Annotated in this window: 15 protein-coding genes and 1 tRNA gene; 11 read left to right on the forward strand and 5 right to left on the reverse strand. The window is 69.4% G+C overall.

All coding sequences use genetic code 11. From position 1 onward, the window contains the following. The first annotated feature begins 4 nt into the window (after nt 1-4). Both mutM and mutY read left to right on the forward strand, forming a co-directional pair. The gene (mutM, locus tag ACYVKR_RS23605) at nt 5-817 is read left to right on the forward strand and encodes an Fpg/Nei family DNA glycosylase (RefSeq protein WP_460483425.1); all 813 of its coding nucleotides are present in this window, start codon (nt 5-7) and stop codon (nt 815-817) included. A 33-nt stretch (nt 818-850) separates the two neighbouring features. Then, nucleotides 851-1,891, forward strand: coding sequence for an A/G-specific adenine glycosylase (gene mutY, locus ACYVKR_RS23610; RefSeq protein ID WP_460483426.1), 1,041 nt, complete (start codon nt 851-853; stop codon nt 1,889-1,891). 73 nt (nt 1,892-1,964) lie between these two features. On the opposite strand, the gene ACYVKR_RS23615 is transcribed toward mutY, so the two are convergent. Then, a complete protein-coding gene (locus tag ACYVKR_RS23615) occupies nt 1,965-2,873 on the reverse strand; it encodes a MurR/RpiR family transcriptional regulator (RefSeq protein ID WP_460483427.1) in 909 nt (302 codons plus the stop codon). Nucleotides 2,874-2,967: 94 nt separating this feature from the next. Between ACYVKR_RS23615 and ACYVKR_RS23620 the strand changes: the two genes are divergently transcribed. The 4 genes from ACYVKR_RS23620 to ACYVKR_RS23635 are packed head-to-tail and all read left to right on the forward strand — an operon-like array spanning nt 2,968 to nt 7,494. Further along, nucleotides 2,968-4,899, forward strand: a complete 1,932-nt coding sequence (locus tag ACYVKR_RS23620; RefSeq protein ID WP_460483428.1) for a 5-dehydro-2-deoxygluconokinase — start codon at nt 2,968-2,970, stop codon at nt 4,897-4,899. Between the two features lie 25 nt (nt 4,900-4,924). Then, a complete protein-coding gene (locus ACYVKR_RS23625) occupies nt 4,925-5,902 on the forward strand; it encodes a tripartite tricarboxylate transporter substrate binding protein (protein ID WP_460483429.1) in 978 nt (325 codons plus the stop codon). Nucleotides 5,903-5,916: 14 nt separating this feature from the next. Continuing rightward, on the forward strand, nt 5,917-6,675 hold the full coding sequence (locus ACYVKR_RS23630; protein ID WP_460483430.1) for an SDR family NAD(P)-dependent oxidoreductase: 759 nt from the start codon (nt 5,917-5,919) through the stop codon (nt 6,673-6,675). A gap of 27 nt (nt 6,676-6,702) precedes the next feature. Further along, nucleotides 6,703-7,494, forward strand: coding sequence for an SDR family NAD(P)-dependent oxidoreductase (locus ACYVKR_RS23635; protein WP_460483431.1), 792 nt, complete (start codon nt 6,703-6,705; stop codon nt 7,492-7,494). Here ACYVKR_RS23635 and rapZ read toward each other — a convergent pair. The 3 genes from rapZ to ACYVKR_RS23650 are packed head-to-tail and all read right to left on the reverse strand — an operon-like array spanning nt 7,491 to nt 10,928. Next, complete coding sequence (gene rapZ / locus ACYVKR_RS23640; RefSeq protein ID WP_460483432.1) at nt 7,491-8,381, reverse strand: RapZ family nucleotide-binding protein; 891 nt, start codon at nt 8,379-8,381, stop codon at nt 7,491-7,493. The genes ACYVKR_RS23635 and rapZ overlap by 4 nt on opposite strands. Beyond that, on the reverse strand, nt 8,362-10,029 hold the full coding sequence (gene recN, locus ACYVKR_RS23645; RefSeq protein ID WP_460483433.1) for a DNA repair protein RecN: 1,668 nt from the start codon (nt 10,027-10,029) through the stop codon (nt 8,362-8,364). The genes rapZ and recN overlap by 20 nt, the downstream gene beginning before the upstream one ends. Beyond that, complete coding sequence (locus tag ACYVKR_RS23650) at nt 10,026-10,928, reverse strand: NAD kinase (protein WP_460483434.1); 903 nt, start codon at nt 10,926-10,928, stop codon at nt 10,026-10,028. The genes recN and ACYVKR_RS23650 overlap by 4 nt, the downstream gene beginning before the upstream one ends. A gap of 28 nt (nt 10,929-10,956) precedes the next feature. Here ACYVKR_RS23650 and hrcA point away from each other — a divergent pair, with 28 nt between their 5' ends. From hrcA to ACYVKR_RS23665, 3 genes are all read left to right on the forward strand, one after another. Further along, a complete protein-coding gene (hrcA, locus tag ACYVKR_RS23655; protein WP_460483435.1) occupies nt 10,957-11,961 on the forward strand; it encodes an HrcA family transcriptional regulator in 1,005 nt (334 codons plus the stop codon). 39 nt (nt 11,962-12,000) lie between these two features. After that, nucleotides 12,001-12,079: transfer RNA gene (locus tag ACYVKR_RS23660), tRNA-Ile, on the forward strand. A gap of 49 nt (nt 12,080-12,128) precedes the next feature. Further along, nucleotides 12,129-12,644, forward strand: coding sequence for a GNAT family N-acetyltransferase (locus ACYVKR_RS23665; RefSeq protein WP_460483436.1), 516 nt, complete (start codon nt 12,129-12,131; stop codon nt 12,642-12,644). 4 nt (nt 12,645-12,648) lie between these two features. Here the strand turns inward: ACYVKR_RS23665 and ACYVKR_RS23670 are convergent, their stop codons facing one another. Next, nucleotides 12,649-13,737, reverse strand: a complete 1,089-nt coding sequence (locus ACYVKR_RS23670; RefSeq protein ID WP_460483437.1) for a YeiH family protein — start codon at nt 13,735-13,737, stop codon at nt 12,649-12,651. Nucleotides 13,738-13,825: 88 nt separating this feature from the next. Here ACYVKR_RS23670 and ACYVKR_RS23675 point away from each other — a divergent pair, with 88 nt between their 5' ends. After that, nucleotides 13,826-14,722: a LysR substrate-binding domain-containing protein gene (locus ACYVKR_RS23675; RefSeq protein ID WP_460483438.1), complete on the forward strand. Its 897-nt coding sequence runs from the start codon at nt 13,826-13,828 to the stop codon at nt 14,720-14,722. Nucleotides 14,723-14,785: 63 nt separating this feature from the next. Then, nucleotides 14,786-15,109 carry a helix-turn-helix transcriptional regulator gene (locus ACYVKR_RS23680; protein WP_460483439.1) on the forward strand — a complete coding sequence of 108 codons (324 nt, stop codon included), beginning with the start codon at nt 14,786-14,788 and terminating at the stop codon, nt 15,107-15,109. Nucleotides 15,110-15,119: the final 10 nt, after the last annotated feature.

Here is a 15,119-nt window from a genome sequence, read left to right on the forward strand (position 1 = left end):
GAATGTGCCCGAATTGCCGGAAGTCGAGGTTACGCGCAGAGGTTTGGCTGATGCGATTCAAGGGGTAAGCATCCGCGGGGTGCAGCTGGGCAAGCCGCTGCGCTGGCCGCTGGGCATTGCCGAGGCGCGGCTGCTCGGGCAGTCGGTGCGCTCGCTGCGCCGGCGCGGCAAGTACCTGCTGATGGACCTGGACGAGGGGCTGCTGCTCATCCACCTGGGCATGTCGGGCAGCCTGCGCTTCGCGGCCGAGCTGCCGCCGCGCGGCGCGCACGACCATTTCGAGCTGCAGACCAGCGGCGGTGTGTTGCGCCTGCACGACCCGCGCCGGTTCGGCGCCGTGGTGTGGGTGGAGCGCGAGGACGCCGGCATGGGCCTGAAGCTGCTGGGCCACCTGGGCGTGGAGCCGCTGGAGGATGCCTTCACCTTCGAGGATTTCTGGCGCGGCCTGCAGCGCTCGCGGGTGGCCATCAAGCAACTGCTGCTGAGCGGCAAGCTGGTGGTGGGCGTGGGCAACATCTATGCGAGCGAGGTGTTGTTTCTGGCCGGTATCTCGCCCACCAAGCCGGCCCAGCGCGTGGGCCGCGCGGCCGCGCAGCGCCTGCATGCGGCCATCCGTGAGGTGCTGGCGCAGGCGATTGCGGCGGGCGGCAGCACGCTGCGCGATTTCTCGCATGTGGACGGCTATGCGGGCGCTTTCCAGGACCAGGCCAAGGTGTACGACCGCGCCGGGGAGCCGTGCCGGCGCTGCGGCGGCACCATCCTGCAGATCCAGCAAGGGCAGCGCAGCACCTACTATTGCGCCCGGTGCCAGAAGTAAGCAACGTGATTTTTTGAACCAGACAAGGCGAGCGTGAGCGAATTTTCCGACCAAGTGGTGCAGTGGCAGTCCGAGCATGGGCGCCACCACCTGCCGTGGCAGAACACCACCGATCCCTACCGCGTGTGGCTGTCCGAGATCATGCTGCAGCAGACGCAGGTGACGACCGTGCTGGGCTACTACCAGCGATTCCTCGAACGCTTTCCCACCGTCAAGGATCTGGCCGAGGCCGGCGACGAGGACGTGATGGCGCTGTGGGCGGGCCTGGGCTACTACAGCCGCGCGCGCAACCTGCACCGCTGCGCGCAGGACGTGATGGAGCGCTTTGGCGGCGCGTTTCCGCGCACCGCGGCCGAGCTGGCCACCTTGCCCGGCATTGGCCGCTCGACGGCGGCGGCGATCTCCTCGTTCTGCTTTGGCGAGCGCGCCGCGATCCTGGACGCCAACGTCAAGCGGGTGCTGACGCGGGCCTTCGCCTTCGATGACGACCTGGCCAAGTCCGCATCCGAGAAGAAGCTCTGGGCGCTGGCCGAGTCGCTGCTGCCGCAAAAGCAGCGGGCGCAGAACATGCCGCGCTACACCCAGGGGCTGATGGACCTGGGCGCGTCGGTGTGCACCTCGCGCAGCCCGAGCTGCCTGCTGTGCCCGGTGCAGCACGGCTGCCGGGCGCGCCAGCTGGGCACGCCCGAGCGCTTTCCGGTCAAGACCCGCACGCTCAAGCGCAGCGCGCAGCAATGGTGGCTGTTGCTGCTGCGCCGCCCCGATGGCGCCGTGTGGCTGGAAAAGCGCCCCGCGCCCGGCATCTGGGCCGGACTGCACTGCCTGCCGGTGTTCGAGTCGGAAGCCGCGCTGCAGGCGGCGCTGCCGCCGCTGGATGCCACGGTGCAGGCGCACCTGCCGGCCTTTCTGCATGTGCTGACGCACCGCGACCTGTACCTGCATCCGGTGGGCGCACAGGCCGGCGCGGGCGCCACGCCGCCGGGCCAGGGCCTGTGGTGCGCCGAGCAGGATTGGGCCGACGTGGGCCTGCCGGCGCCTATCCGCTCGCTGCTGCTGGGGCTGTCAAAAAAGTGAGCTGCCAGCACTCATTCATCAAGCCATTCAAATGGTTTTTATATTGAAATCGGCGGTGGATGAGCGCCAGCAGCTATGGTTTTTGCGGCGACTCTGACACCAGCTCCATGCGGTAGGCCAACGCGATGAACAGCGACTGTGCCAGGCACAGCGTGCCGGTCAGCGAGCGGAAGCCGAAGGTCGCGCTGTCCTGCGCCAGCAGCGTGGCGCTGGCGTGCGTGGCCAGCGGCGACAGCGGGCTGTCGGTGAGCGCGAGCAGCCGCGCGCCGCGCGCCAGCGCCGCATCGGCCAGGCCCAGCGTCTCGTTCGCATAGGGCTCGAAGGACACGGCCACCATCACATCGCCCGGCGCCATGGCGCGCAGCTCGCCCATCTGCATCGCGCCCAGGCCGTGCAGCCAGTGCACCGGCTTGGCCGTGTGCTGCAGCGCGTAGGCCAGGTACGCGCCCACTGGAAAGGCGCGCCGCGCGGCCGCGAGCCAGATCGCCGGCGCATCGACCAGTAGCTGAACCGCCGCATCGAAGGCTGCGGCGGACTGCGCATCGGCCAGCGTGGCCTGCAGCGCCTGCAGGCTGGCGATGCCGCCCTCGACCACCTCGTGCGCGATGCGCGTGCCGGCCAGCGGCGGCGCGCCCTCGGCCGTGCCGATCAGGCTGCGGATGCGGTCCTGGTAGTCGCGCTGCGGCGCCAGCTGGCGCGTTGCACCGGCGCGGAACAGCGTCTGCAGCTGCGTGTAGCCGTGGAAGCCGAAATGCTTGGCGAAGCGCACCACCGCCGAGGGCTGCACGCCCACGTCCTGCGCCACCTCCTGGATGCCCTGCAGCGCGATGTGCGCGCCGCTGTGCTCCACATGGCGGGCGATCGCCTGCAACTGGCGGCTGAGCTGCGGGTACTGGGCGCGCAGGTCGGCCAGGAAGGCATCCGCGTCCGCGTAGGGCGAGGGTGGCACTTCGGCGATTGAACTGTTTTTTCTGTTTTTCATATTTTTAGAAAAAAATTTCTAAATCGAACTATACTCCGTTCCATTATCTGGCCCGCCGCCTTGCCCGGCGCGCGCCGACATCGACAGGAGACCCATGCCCACGCTGAACTTTCCCGCCGGCCGCACGCACGACGTGGCCTGCCTCGGCCGCCTCGCGGTCGACCTCTATGCGCAGCAGATCGGCTGCAGCCTGGAGGACGCGACCAGCTTTGCCAAATACCTCGGCGGCTCGTCGGCCAACATCGCCTTCGGTACCGCGCGCCTGGGCCTGCGCTCGGCCATGGTCTCGCGCGTGGGCGACGAGCAGAACGGCCGCTTCTTGCTGAACACGCTGCGCCGCGAAGGCTGCGACGTGGGCCAGGTGCAGATCGACCCGCAGCGCCTGACCGGCATGGTGCTGCTGGGCATCAAGGACCAGCACAGCTTCCCGCTGCTGTTTGCCCGCGAGAACTGCGCCGACATGGCGCTCGACGCCGCCGCGATCAGCGAGGACTTCATCGCCGGCTGCCGCAGCCTGCTCATCACCGGCACGCACCTGAGCACGCCCACGGTGCTGGCCGCCAGCCGCCGCGCGCTGGAGCTGGCAGGGCGCCATGGCGCGGTACGGGTGCTCGACATCGACTACCGCCCCGTGCTCTGGGGCCTGACGGGCCGGGGCGACGGCGAGACGCGCTACATCGGCAGCGACACGGTCAGCCGCCACCTGCAGGAGCAACTGCCGTTTTTCGAGCTCATCATCGGCACCGAGGAAGAGTGGCTGATCGCCGGCGGAGAGCCCGAGCTGATGGCCGCGCTGCGCAGCGCGCGCCGGCACACGCAGGCGGTGTTCGTGGTCAAGCGCGGCGCGCTGGGCTGCAGCATCATCGACGGCGAGGTGCCCAACGACATCGACGATGCGCTCACCGTGCTGGGCGAGCGCATCGAGGTGCTGAACGTGCTGGGCGCGGGCGATGCCTTTGCCTCGGGCCTGCTGTATGGCCTGCTCACCGGCCAGGGCTGGGCGGAATCGGCGCGCCTCGCCAACGCCTGCGGCGCTATCGTGGTCTCGCGCCACGGCTGCGCGCCGGCCATGCCCACGCAGGCCGAGCTGGCGCACTGGTTCGGCGGCGAGCGCCAGCTGCGCCCCGACCAGGACCCGCAACTCGCCCACCTGCACCGCGTGAGCGTGCCGCGCCCGCAGTGGCCCGAACTGTGCGTGCTGGCCTACGACCACCGCTCGCAGTTCGAGGACCTGGCACGCGAGGCGGGCGCCGATGCGGCGCGCATCCCGGCGCTCAAGCGGCTCATCAATGGCGTGGTGGCCGGCATCGAGGCCGATGACGCCAGCCTGCGCGGCAAGCTCGGCGTGCTGATCGACGGGCGCCTGGGCGAGGCTGCGCTGCACGACGCCACCGGCCGCGGCTGGTGGCTGGGCCGGCCCATCGAGCGGCCGGGCTCGCGCCCGCTGCGCTTTGACGGCACGCATTCGCTGGGCTCGCAGCTCGTGCACTGGCCGCGCGAGCAGGTCGTCAAGTGCCTGGTGTTCTACCACCCGGACGACCCCGCGCCGCTGCGCGCCGAGCAGGACGAATGGCTGCAGCAGGTCTGGGAGGCCACGCGCGAAAGCGGCCACGAGCTGCTGCTGGAGGTGATCCCACCGCGCGAGCTGCAAGGCGACCCGGGCGAGGCCACGCTGCGCGCGATCCGCCATTTCTACGATCAAGGCCTGCGCCCCGAATGGTGGAAGGTGGGCGTGATGGCCGCGCGCCACTGGCAGGTGCTGGAAGCCCTGGTGGCCGAGCGCGATCCGCACTGCCGCGGCGCGGTGATCCTGGGCCTGTCGCAGCCGCTGGAGCAACTGGTGGCGGGCTTTGCCGAGGCGCGCGCCGCCAGCGGCATCGTGCGCGGCTTCATGGTCGGCCGCAGCGTCTGGGCCGAGGCCAGCCGTGCCTGGCTGGCCGGGCAGATCGGCGACGCCGAGTTCCAGGCCCGCGTGGCGGCGAACTTCCGGCAACTCATCGATGGCTGGCGCGCGAGCCGCGCCTGACCCTATATCTACAAGGAGACATTCCATGCACCCATCCCATCCGGGCGCCACGCGCCGCACTGTGCTGCTGGCAGGCGCCGCGGCGCTGGCCCTGCCGGCTCTGGCGCAGAGCCCGTATCCCCACAAGCCCATCGAGCTGATCGTGCCTTTCCCGCCCGGCGGCGGCACCGACGCACTGGCGCGCACGCTGGCCGAGGCCACGCGCAAGTACCTGCCGCAGAGCCTGGTCATCGTCAACAAGGCGGGCGCCAGCGGCGGCGTGGGCTGGGCCGAGCTGGTGGGCGCCCGGCCGGACGGCTACAAGATCGGCATCATCACGGTGGAGATCACCATCATCCCGCACATGGGCGGCGTGCGCTTCACCTCGGACGACGTGGTGCCGATTGCCCGGCTCAACGCCGACCCGGCCACCATCGCGGTGCGCCACGATTCGCCGATCCGCAGCATCGAGGACCTGTTGGCCGCCAGCAAGAAGGCCGGCTCCGAGGGGCTGAAGGTGGGCAATGCCGGCCCGGGTTCGCTGGGGCATCTGGCGGCCGTGGTTCTGTCGGACAAAACCGGCGTGCCGTTCACCCACGTGCCGTACCGCGGTGCTGGCCCGGCGCTGCTGGATTTGACCGGCGGCCATGTGGAGGCGCTGTCGCTGACGCCGCCCGACATGGCGGCCTTCGTGGCCGACGGCAAGGTGCGGCCGCTGGCGGTGATGGGCGCGCAGCGCATAGGTTCGGGCTGGGAGCAGGTGCCCACGCTCAAGGAGCGCGGGATCGACGTTCAGGTCACCGGCTGGCGCGGCCTGGCCGCGCCCAAGGGCACGCCGGCGGACGTGGTGGCCGTGCTGCGCCAGGCCGTGGCCAAGGCCATGCAGGAGCCTGCGCTCAAGGAGACCATGCACAAGCTCAACCTCCGCGAAGGCTACCTGGACCAGGCGGAGTTCGGCACCGTGATGGCGCAGGACAATGCCACCTTCCGCGCGCTGATCAAGAAGCTGGACCTCAAGGCATAGGGCGGGGAGTTCTCATGCAATCGACTGCTTCCCTTCCGCTGCAGGGCAAGGTGGCCGTGGTCACCGGCGCCGCCGGCACCATGGGCCGAGCCACCGTGCAGGCCCTGCTGGACGATGGCTGCCAGGTGGCCATGGTCGACCGCGCCGAGGCGCCGCTGCGCGAGCTGGAGGCCGTGCACGGCCCCCGCGCGGCGGGCCTGGCCTGCGATATCTCCGACCCTGCCGCCGTGGCCGCGGCGCATGCGGCGGTGCGCGAGCGCTTCGGCGAGGTGGACATCCTCGTCAACAATGCCGGCATCCTGACGAACCAGAAGGCCGAGGCCACGTCGGTGCAGGAATGGCGCGAGGTGCTGGCGGTCAACCTCGACGGCGCGTTCTTCTGGGCCCAGGCCGTGGTGCCGGCGATGAAGGCGCGGCGCTGGGGGCGCATCGTCAACACCGGCTCGCTGGCTGCCAAGACCGGCGGGTTGACGGCGGGCACGGCCTATTCGGTATCGAAAGGCGCCATGGGGGCGCTGACCTTCTCGCTGGCGCGCGAGTTGGCTGGCCATGGCGTGACCTGCAATGCCATTGCGCCCGCCTATGTGCGCACGCCGATGGTGACGCAGCAGCTGTCGCCGCAGCAGCAAGCCGAGCTGCTGCGCCAGATTCCGGTGGGGCGCTGGTGCGAGCCCGAGGAGTTCGCGCATGCGGTCCGCTTCCTGGCCTCGCCGCTGTCGGGCTTCATCACGGGAGAGATCCTGGACATGAACGGCGGCCTGCTGATGGATTGATCTTGGAAGGGAATAGGAATGACGCAAATGCAATCTGGACGCATGGCCGGCAAGACGGCCTTCATCACCGGCGGCGCCAGCGGCCTGGGGCTGGCGACGGCGCGGCGCCTGCTGGCCGATGGCGCCAGCGTGGCTCTGGCCGATGTGAACGCCGGGCAGCTGGAGGAGGCCAGCCGCGAACTGGATGCCGCCGGCCGTGTGCGAACCTATGTGCTGGACGTGCGCGATGCGGCGCTGGTCGAGCAGGTGGTGGCCCAGGCCTGGGCCGATTTCGGCGCCCTCGATGCGCTGGTCAACAGCGCGGGCGTGAGCTACCAGGGCTCGATCCTGGACAACCCGGCGAGCGCGTGGGAGCGGGTGATTGGCATCAACCTGACGGGCAGCTACCTCTGCACCCAGGCGGTGGCGCAGCGCATGGCCGAGCGCAAGAGCGGGCGCATCGTGTTTCTAGCGTCCATCTCGGGCCAGCAGGTCTGGTCGGGCCGCGTGGCGTACTGCTCGTCGAAGGGCGGGGTGCTGGCGCTGGCCAAGTCCTGCGCCATCGACCTGGCGCCGTTCGGCATCACGGTAAATTCCGTCTCCCCCGGCCCCATCGAGACGCCGCAGACCGCCACCTTGCACAACCAGGTGGTGCGCGAAGCGATCCGGGCCGCGACGCCGATGGCGCGCTACGGCCGGCCCGACGAGGTAGCGGACGCCATCGCCTTCCTGGTGAGCGACGACGCCCGCTTCGTGACCGGGCATGACCTGGTGGTGGATGGCGGCCTGACCAGCGCGGCCATCCTCTATGACCTGGCGAAGAACCCGCAGCCGGGCTAGATCGAGAAATCCATTTCGCGGTGCCGCTGCACCGTGGTCCAGCCGGCGCTGAAGTGGCGCGCCAGCTGGTCGGCCAGGTAGACCGAGCGGTGCTGGCCGCCGGTGCAGCCTATGGAGACCGTGACGTAGCTGCGGTGGTTCTGCGCCATGGCTATGAGCCAGCGGTCGAGGAACTGCACGATGTCGGTCTTCATCTGCTGCACCTCGGGCTGCTGCGCCAGGAAGTGCGCCACCGGCGCGTCGAGCCCGGTGAGCGCGCGCAGATCGGCTTCGTAGTAGGGATTGGGCAGCATGCGCACGTCGAACATGAAGTCCGAGTCCATGGGAATGCCGCGCTTGAAGCCGAACGACTGGAACACCAGCGTCATGCTGGTGGCGGGCGCCTGCATCAGCTGCTTGATGTAGGCCTGCAGCTGCGAGGCGCGGATCGACGAGGTGTCGATCACGTGCGCCTGCTCGCGCAGCTCGGCCAGCAGCGCACGCTCCTCGTCGATCATCTGCACCAGGGCCTTGGGGCCTTTTTGCAGCGCCTCGTTGGTCAGCGGGTGGCGGCGGCGCGTCTCGGAGAATCGCCGGATCAGGGTGTCGCGCAGCGCATCGAGGTAGATGAGCTGCACCTGCGCCCCGGCGGCGCGCATGGCGGCGAGCTGCGCCGGCACCAGGTGCAGCGAGCTGGCGCTGCGCGCGTCGATGGCGATGGCGATGTGCTGGCCGTGCTGCCAGTTCTGCAGCGACAGCAGCGAGGTCAGCAGCTCGGGCGGCAGGTTGTCCAGGCAGTAGTAGCCCATATCCTCGAGCGCATGCAGCGCGACCGACTTGCCGGAGCCGGCCATGCCGGTGATCAGCACGACGTGCATGGCGGGGCGGTCAGCGGGCTTCGTGGGCATGGCCTTCTCCGTGCATCATCTCCAGCGCATGGGCGCGCGAGGTGGCGGATATCTTCTCGCCGCCGAGCATGCGGGCGATCTCGTCCACGCGGCGTTCGCCCTCCATGCCTTCGATGTGGCTGGTGGTGCCGCGGCTGCTGCGCTGCTTGGCCACCACCAGGTGGTGGTCGGCGCGCGCGGCCACCTGCGCCAGATGGGTAACGGCCAGCACCTGCCGGTCGCTGCCGAGCTGGTGCATCACGCGGCCCACCGCGTCGGCCACCGCGCCGCCGATGCCCGAATCGATTTCGTCGAAGATCAGCGTGGGCGCCTGGCCCAGCCGGCTGGTGGAGATGGCGATGGCCAGCGAGATGCGCGACAGCTCGCCGCCCGAGGCCACCTTGGCGATGGGCCGGGGCTCGGTGCCGGGGTGGCCGGCGACGAGGAATTCCACGTCGTCCAGGCCGTCCGCACGTGGCTCGCGGGCGGGGCTCACGGCCGCCTCGAAGCGGCCGCCCGCCATGCCCAGGTCCTGCATGGACGCGGTGATGGCGGCGGACAGCCGCTTGGCGCCGCGCGTGCGCACCTGCGTGAGTTGGCGCGCCACCTGCTGGTACTGCTGGCGGGCGGCCTGCTCGGCCTGGGCCAGCGCGTCCAGGTCGGCCGCCTGGTCGAGCACCGCGAGTTCGGTCCGCCACGACTGCAGCAGCGGCCACAGCTCCTCGGGCGGGCGCTTGTAGCGCCGCGCCAGCGACAGCCACTGGCCCAGGCGCTGGTCCAGTTCCTGCAGCCGCTCGGGGTCGAGTTCGGCGTGGCGCAGGTAGCCGTTCAGCGAGTGCACCACGTCGTCGAGCTGCGCCAGGCTGGATTCCAGCGCCTCGGCCATGGCGGCGAACGAGGGCTCGACATGGGTCTGGTTCTGCAGCAGGTGCAACGCGCGAGCGGCCTGCGTGGCGATACCCGCGTCGTCGTCGCTGAGGATGGCGAGCGACTGCTGGGCCGCATCCATCAGCGCCTGCGCATGCGACAGCCGCGTGTGCTGGGCATTGAGCTCGGGCCATTCGTCCTGCTGCGGCGCCAGCTTGTCCAGCTCGGCGATCTGCCACAGCAGGCGCTCGCGCTCGCGGTGGTTGTGCTCCTGCTGGTCGCGGGCGTGGTGCAGCGCCTTGTCGGCGGCGCGCCACGCAGCGTGGGCCTGCTGGACCTCGGCCGTGCTGGCGCCGGCATAGGCGTCCAGCAGGCGGCGCACCGATTCGGGTTGCATCAGGCTTTGCCAGGCGTGCTGGCCGTGGATGTCCATCAGGTCGGGCGCCACCTGCCGCAACTGGGTGGCGGTGGCGGGCACGCCGTTGATCCAGAAGCGGCTTTTGCCCTGGGCGTCGAGCACGCGGCGCAGCAGCAGGGTCTCGCCTTCGTCGAGGCCGGCCTCGGCCAGCCAGGGGCGCAAGCTGTCGGGGATGTCGAACTCGGCCACGATCTCGGCGCGCTCGGCGCCCTGGCGCACCACACCGGAGTCGGCCCGGGCGCCCAGCACCAGTTGCAGCGCATCGATCAGGATCGACTTGCCGGCGCCGGTCTCCCCGGTCAGCGCCGTGAATCCGCCGGCGAACTCCACCTCCATCTGCGCAACGATAACGAACTCGCGCAGCGCGATGCGCCTGAGGCTCATGACGGGAATCCTCCTTCGTTCCAGCCGAGTTTCTTGCGCAGCGTGGCGTAGTAGTTCCAGCCGCGCGGGTGCAGGAAGCGCGCCTTGTGCGGCGCGCTGCGCACCAGGATGCGGTCGCCGCGCAGGATGGACGCGAGCGACTGCATGTCGAAGTTGGCCGCCACGTCGCGGCCGCCCACCACCTCGATGGAGATTTCCTCGGTGTCGGGGATGATGATCGGCCGGTTGGACAGGGTGTGCGGCGCGATCGGCGCCAGGATCCAGCACGGCACGGTGGGGTGCACGATGGGGCCGCCCACCGACATGGCGTAGGCGGTGGAGCCGGTCGGGGTGGCGATGATCAGACCGTCGGCGCGCTGGTGCGCGACGAACTGCCCGCCCACCTCGACGCGCAGCTCCGCCATGCCCGAGGTGCCGCCGCGGTTGACCACCACGTCGTTGAAGGCCAGGGCGCGGAACACGCAGTCGCCGTCGCGCATCACCCGCGCTTGCATCATCGAGCGTGCCTCTTCCTCGTACTGGCCAGCCATGATGGCCTTCAGCGGCTCGTGGTAGCCCTGCAGCGGGATATCGGTCACGAAGCCCAGCCGGCCCTGGTTCACGCCCACCAGCGGAATGCCGTAGCGCGCCAGCTGCCGGGCCACGCCCAGCATGGTGCCGTCGCCACCCAGCACCAGCGCCAGGTCGCAGCGGGTGCCGATCTCGTCGACATGCAGCACCGGGTAGTGGTCCAGCCCGGTGAAGTTCGCGGTCTCGCTTTCCACGTAGGCGCTGGCGCCCAGCGACTCCAGGTAGGCGGCCACCTCGGTGAGCGAGGTGATCGACTGCTGGCGCACCTCGGCGGAGGGCGGTGCATGGTACTTGCCAACCAGGGCGACATGATGGAAGTGAGGCTGCATGCACAAATTAGATCATTAAAATGTGGCAATGCTCGATGATCGCGCCCGGTTGTTGCTCAAAACGCTGGTCGAACGCTATATAGCGGACGGCCAACCCATAGGTTCCCGCACTCTGTCGCGCGCGCCGGGGCTGGCGCTGTCGCCGGCCACCATCCGCAACGTGATGGCCGATCTGGAGGAGCTGGGGCTGATCGTCAGCCCCCATACCTCCGCCGGGCGCATTCCCACCGCCAAGGGTTACCGGTTGTTCGTCGACACCATGCTGACGGTGGAGCCTGAGCAGGGCGTGGCGGCCGAAATCGCGCCCGAGCAGCCGCAGAAGGTGATCGCCAACGCGGCCGGCGTGCTGTCCGACCTGTCGCAGTTCGTCGGCGTGGTGCTGGCGCCACGGCGCAACAGCGTGTTCCGGCAGATCGAGTTCCTGCGCCTGTCGGAAAAGCGCATCCTGGTGATCCTGGTGTCGCCCGAGGGCGACGTGCAGAACCGCGTGATCTTCACCGAGTCCGACTATGCGCAGAACCAACTGGTCGAGACGGCCAACTACCTCAATGCGCATTTCGCCGGCATGGCGATGGACAAGGTGCGCGAGCAGCTCAAGCGCGAGGTGGAGAAACTGCGCAGCGAGATCGCCGCGCTGATGCTGCAGGCCGTCAATGTGGACGACGAAGGCACCACCACCGCCCAGGACGAGCTGGTCATCGCCGGCGAGAAGAACCTGCTGGCGGTGAGCGACTTCTCGCACGACATGCACAACCTGCGCCGCGCCTTCGACCTGTTCGAGCAGAAGACGCAGATCCTGCACCTGCTCGACAGCTCCAACCGCGCCGAGGGCGTGCAGATCTACATCGGCGGCGAAAGCCAGGTGCTGCCTTTCGAAGAGCTGTCGCTGGTCAGCGCGCCCTACCGGGTGGACGGCAAGATCGTCGGCACCCTGGGCGTGATCGGCCCGACCCGCATGCCCTACGAGAAGATGATCCAGATCGTCGGCATCACCTCGCGGCTCGTGAGCAATGCACTGAGCCATACGAAATAGGCCCTACAATAGAAAGCTTCACTGCAAAGTGATGGTGCCGGGGCCTTAGCTCATGCTTGGTTAGAGCAGTGGACTCATAATCCATTGGTGCGCGGTTCGACTCCGCGAGGCCCTACCACATGCATTCATCGAAACCGCCGGTGCCGGCAGGCACTGGCGGTTTTTTCATGCCCACTTCCTTCTCCATCCAACCCGCCGATCCCCGCCATTTCGCGGCGCTGCAGGCCATCGAGCTGGCCTCGTTCGAGACCCTGCGCGCGGCCGGCGCCGTCTCTGGCGCCGCGGTGGCCAGCAGTGACGAGGATCTGCGGCGTTATCACCAGGATGGGCTGCTGCTGGCGGCGTTCACCGAAGACAGGGAGCCGGCAGGCTTTGCCGGCGCCACGGTGCTGGACGGCTGGCTGCATATTGGCGAGATGGATGTGCACCCCCGCTGGCAGCGCCAGGGCCTGGGCCGGCGCCTGCTGGAGGCGCTTTTGGCGCGGGGACGGGCGCGGCGGCTGGCGGGTGCTTCGCTGACCACGGACCGGCTGGCGCCGTTCAATGCACGCTTCTATGCCTCGCTGGGTTTCCAGCGGGTGCCGGCTGGCGCAGGTCCGGCCCATCTGGCGATGCTGCTGGAGCAGGAAGCGCTGCGGGGGATGAATCCGCAGCGCCGCGTGGCGATGATCCTGGTTTTCTGACGGCTCAGGCCAGCCAGGTGTTGAGCAGCAGGCCGGCGCCCACCAGCCAGACGAACAGCAGGGCGGCCAGGAGCAGCGGCTTGAGGCCCGCGTCCTTGATGGCGCGCATCTGCGTGGTCATGCCCAGGGCGATCATGGCCATGGTCAGCACGAAGTTGTCCAGCGCGGTGCCCCAGTGCACGGCAGGCTCGGAAATCACCTGCAGCGAGTGGATGCCGGCCACCGCGACAAAGCCCAGTGCGAACCAGGGAATGGTCACCGAGGCCAGGCTCGACTGCTTCTTGCTGGCGCCACGGTGGCTGTCCGCAGGCGCATCCTTGCGTGCCAGCCAGACCGAGAGCATCACCAGGAATGGCGCCAGCATCATCACGCGCAGCATCTTGGCGATGACGGCCGAGTTGGCCGCCTCGGGCCCCACCATCTGCGCGGCGGCCACGACCTGGGCCACCTCGTGCACCGACGAGCCCACCCACAGGCCGTAGGCATGCGCCGGCAGTTCCAGCACCAGCTGCAGCGCCGGGTAGAGGAAGGTGCCCAGCGTGCCGAACACGACGACGGTGGCGATGGCGATGGAAACGTCTTCGGCGCGGCCCTTGGCGACCGGGGCCGTGGCCAGCACCGCGGCGGCGCCGCAGATGGAGCTGCCGGCGCCGATCAGCAGGCAGGTGCGCGAATCGATGCCCAGCCAGCGCCGGCCCAGCCACTGCGCCAGCACGAAGGTCGAGCCCAGCATGGCCGCGTCCACGGCCAGGCCGCTCCAGCCCAGCTGCGCGATGTCCTGGAAGGTCAGGCGCAGCCCGTACAGGATGATGCCCAGGCGCAGCAGCTTCTGCTTGGACAGCTGGATGCCGCCGGCCCAGGGCCCCTGCGTGATGGCGGGCACCAGGTTGCCGGCGACCATGCCCAGCACGATGCCGACGGTGAGCGCGCTCAGGCCGTGCTGCGCGAGCCAGGGCGCCTGCGCCAGCCAGGTCGCGGCCACGGCGATGGCGCTGACCAGCAGCAGGCCCGGAACGAGGCCGGACAGTGCGTTGCCCTGGGGGCGGGAGGCTTGCCGCGAGGCCGCCAGGTTTGGAGTGGATGTATTGCCCATGGCCCCGGACTGTAGGCTTGCGCAAACTACCTGTAAAACAAATTGATATAGTTATATATATCGATTTTTTGGGTAGATTGAGCCAGCCATGCTGCACCAGACCTTGAAGCAATGGGAAGTCTTCTGCGCCATCGCCGATGCGGGCAGCACCACGGCGGCGGCCGGGCGCGTGGGGCTGTCGCAGTCGGCCATCAGTGCCTCGCTGCAGCAGCTGGAGCAGGGCATGGGCGCGCAGGTGTTCGACCGCGTCGGCAAGCGCCTAGCGCTCAACGACCTGGGGCGCTCGCTGCTGCCGCAGGCGCAGGCGCTGCTGGAGCAGGCCGGCGCGCTGGAGCGGCTGGGCCAGCCCGGCGGCGGCGCCGCGCCGGTGGCGCTGCGGCTGGCGGCCAGCACGACGATCGCCAACCATGTGCTGGCGCCCATCCTGGCGGCCTTCATGCGCAGCCAGGCCCATGTGCATGTCACGCTCGACATCGGCAACACCCGCGAGGTGGCCGAGGCCATGCACCAGGGCCGGGTGGACCTGGGCTTCATCGAGGGGCTGAGCCACTGGCCCGACCTGGAGCTGCTGCCATGGCGGCGCGACGAGCTGTGCATCGTCAGCTCGGCCCACGACCCGCTGGCGGCGCAGGCGCGCGCCAGGCCGCTGTCCGTGGCCCAGCTGCGGGCCTGCCGCTGGCTGCTGCGCGAGGAGGGCTCGGGCACGCGCGAGACGGTGGAGGCGGCCGTGCTCGCCAAGCTGGGCTCGTGGCAGATAGCGGCGGTGCTGGGCAGCTCCGAGGCCATCTGCGCCGCCGTGGCCCAGGGCGCTGGGCTGGCCTGCGTGTCGCAGGTGATCGCCGAGCCCATGGTGGCGCGCGGCGAGCTGGCCATCCTGCCGACCAGCCTGCCGGGCCCCAGCCGGCAGTTCTCGATGCTGCAGCGCAAGGGCAAGCAGCGCTCGGCCACGCTGCAGGCGCTGGTCGATGCCTGCATGGCGGGCTGAAATCGGCCGCTTGCCATTTTTGAAAAGATCATTAAACTATGCATTTAAAGGAAAATGCATATCATGATGAACATTGTTGATGTGCTGACCACGACGCGCAAGGCCGCCGGGCTCAGCCAGGAAGCGCTGGCGCAGGCCGCGGGCCTGACGCGGCTGACGGTGCAGCGCACCGAGTCGGGCGTGGTCGATCCGCGCCTGTCCACCGTGCAGGAGATGGCGCAGGCGCTGGGCCTGACGCTGATGCTGGTGCCCAGCGCGGTGCGCAGCGAGGTCGAGGCCTTCCTGCAGTCCGGCGGCCGGGTGCTGGCCCAGCCCACCGGTGCCGGCGCACCGCCGTCGGTGGTGGAGGAGCTGCTGCGCAAGAATTATGATAAAAATGGCCTCTAGCGCTTATGCA

This window comes from Comamonas humi, assembly GCF_054782535.1.